Source organism: Psychrobacter sp. Ps6 (genome assembly GCF_022129235.1).
Lineage (GTDB): Bacteria > Pseudomonadota > Gammaproteobacteria > Pseudomonadales > Moraxellaceae > Psychrobacter.
Genome location: NZ_JADQAI010000091.1, coordinates 1 through 1,895, shown reverse-complemented (window position 1 = coordinate 1,895; position 1,895 = coordinate 1). Strand labels below are relative to the sequence as shown.

Below are 1,895 nucleotides of genomic sequence, written 5' to 3'. Positions count from 1 at the left end.
AACATAATAATTAATTTTACTTTATTTAACTCATATGCATTCTATTGTATTTTATTTTTGTACACAAAACTATGCCACATAGACATCAAATAATAACTTTGACAGGCATTCCTTCAACCCAATCCAGATCATTTACGTGATTATTGAACTCAAGAACAACTTTTAATACGGCTTTCGTTTCTGTAAAAGGTGTCGTTAGTTGCGATGGAAGTTTAGTTGCCAGCCGAGGTTTAGATCGAACAATTGCAGAATATTGGCCACCATTAGGCAATTGAACCATCACTTCATTCCCTTTTGCGACTTTAGCCAGATATTTGGCATCAACATAGCTAATTACTTCAGGCTGTCGATTAGGAGCAATAGTCATCAACTCTTGGCCTTTCTGTACCCACTGCCCTTCTGTAACATAATTCTCAACAATAAACCCAGATACAGGCGATACAATGGACAGTTCATTCTGCTGACTCTGATATGAAATTAACTTTAATCCAATATCATTACGTAAAAGCATTAACGGGCCAGCTAACTTATTTTGATCGTAAGAAAACAGCGCCTGTTCCTTTGATATTGATGACTGAAGTTCTCGCTGTTTGGCAACACTGGCAGTATTTATAATATTGGCGTAATCAACTTGAGAAACTTGACCTTGTTTTCTATATTTTTCATAAAGTTTTTTGATTTCATTAACTTTGAGAAAACTACTTTTAGCATTTTTAATTTCTTGATTATATTTATCAAGGTTAATTGCGGGTAACTTTTCTATTTGCGCATCAATTTCTTGAGTCTTGAGTGATAAATAGTGTTCCGTATTTGATATCGTTTCATTATTAATAGTCACTAACACGGATTTTTTAGTATATAACTCATCCCCATTGGCAACAAAATCAATAATACCATCGTTTGTAGCTGTAATTAGCATCGGACTTGTTGTGATTATCCCTGGTGCAATTGTCAAATAGATTGACTGATACATAAAATAAGCAAGATATAATATAGGGCTGATAATAAGTAATAACAATAAATACCAGCGGAGCCTATACCCTCCACGCTTTGCCGAACCGTATATCACATTCATAAAATTTGAGCTTTTCGGATCAACTTGAGTTTCTGTATGAAATTGGACCTTCATCTAAAATCTTTTCCCTTTTTTTAATACCCACCAAGGTGCCATATTGGATTCTTCATGACTGCGTCTGATCAACTCATTAAACATTGAAAACGCAGTAATTATTCTCATTAGAAATTGATATATCGGATATAACCATAACCAGACCACAAATTTGATATCCTTCATTGGACGTTCAGAAATTAAATTAATATAAAGAATAAAGTAGACACTTGTAATAACCAGATACATTAAATACAAAATAATATTAATCGTTAGCACTATTTGCCAGGGTGCATACATACAAATATAAATTAAGTAAATAATAACGAGTAATGGTAGAATCATATTTTGAAAAATCCCATAAACAAGTATAAATACAAAGTTCCCCCAGCTGAGTAGTTAAACCCTTATTATGTTTTCTCAAATAAAGGAATAACAAATCACCATCCCATCTTAGTCGCTGTTGAATCAATCCTTTTATCGTACTTGGAACATCGGTATGCCCAACAGCATGGGGGGAGAAAGCTAATTTGGTCTTTGGGTATCTTCTTTTGTATTGTTTTAGCCGTACTGTTAAATCTAAATCTTCTGCAGTATGAGTATCCCAGCCTCCAATATGATTTAATATTTTCCGTCTAAATCCACCAAATGCGCCCGATATATTATTAAGCACACCCCAGTTAGCCATTCCCGTTTTTCCAAGTTGCATAGATAACATATATTCTATGGCTTGCATTCGAGTTAAAATATTATCTTGCCAATTTCTAACTTTTAGCGCTCCACCTAC

At 33.9% G+C, this 1,895-nt stretch carries 2 protein-coding genes; both read right to left on the bottom strand.

Annotated features, from left to right (window positions below):
- Positions 1-85: 85 nt before the first annotated feature.
- A complete protein-coding gene (locus I3255_RS13980) occupies positions 86-1,129 on the bottom strand; it encodes an HlyD family efflux transporter periplasmic adaptor subunit (protein WP_238039354.1) in 1,044 nt (347 codons plus the stop codon).
- A 244-nt stretch (positions 1,130-1,373) separates the two neighbouring features.
- Positions 1,374-1,895: glycosyltransferase (locus tag I3255_RS13975; protein WP_238039353.1), on the bottom strand; the 522-nt coding region annotated here is incomplete at its 5' end.

Coding starts and splice junctions, on each gene's coding strand:
- I3255_RS13980 (WP_238039354.1), bottom strand. CDS start 1,129: ATGAAGGTCCAATTTCATACAGAAACTCAAGTTGATCCGAAAAGCTCA.